This is a genomic window from Pelomonas sp. CA6, from assembly GCF_022549225.1.
Classification (GTDB): Bacteria; Pseudomonadota; Gammaproteobacteria; order Burkholderiales; family Burkholderiaceae_C; genus Roseateles.
Genome location: NZ_JAKZFD010000056.1, coordinates 1 through 448 on the forward strand (window position 1 = coordinate 1; position 448 = coordinate 448).

General features: G+C 75.0%; 1 protein-coding gene. It reads left to right on the plus strand.

The genetic code is table 11. The annotated features are described in order from the left end of the window. Positions 1 to 448 (plus strand): AMP-binding protein (locus LZ017_RS21855; RefSeq protein WP_241399038.1); only part of this gene is annotated, 448 nt, incomplete at both ends.

Below are 448 nucleotides of genomic sequence, written 5' to 3' on the forward strand. Positions count from 1 at the left end.
TGCCGGACGACATCGTTCCGGTGCAGCCGCGGGAGCGGGCCGAGTCGCGCCTGGCCTATGTGATCTACACCTCCGGCTCGACCGGCGTGCCCAAGGGCGTGATGGTGGAGCAGCGCCAGCTGGCGCAGCTGGTGGAGTGGCATGTACGCAGCTTCGGGCTGGGTGAAGGGCACCGCACCGCGCTGACGGCCGGCGTGGGCTTCGACGCCAGCACCTGGGAGACCTGGCCGGCGCTGGCCAGCGGGGCCACGCTGGTGATCCCGCCGCTGGACGAGCGGGGCGAGGTGCTGGACGCGGCGGCGCTGCTGGGCTGGTGGCGGGCGCAGCAGCTGGACAGCAGCTTCCTGGTGACGCCGCTGGCCGAGCTGGCGCTGGCCGACGGCCCGCTGCCGCAGGGGCTGCGCACGCTGCTGACCGGCGGCGAGCGGCTGCGCCGCGTGCCGGAGCA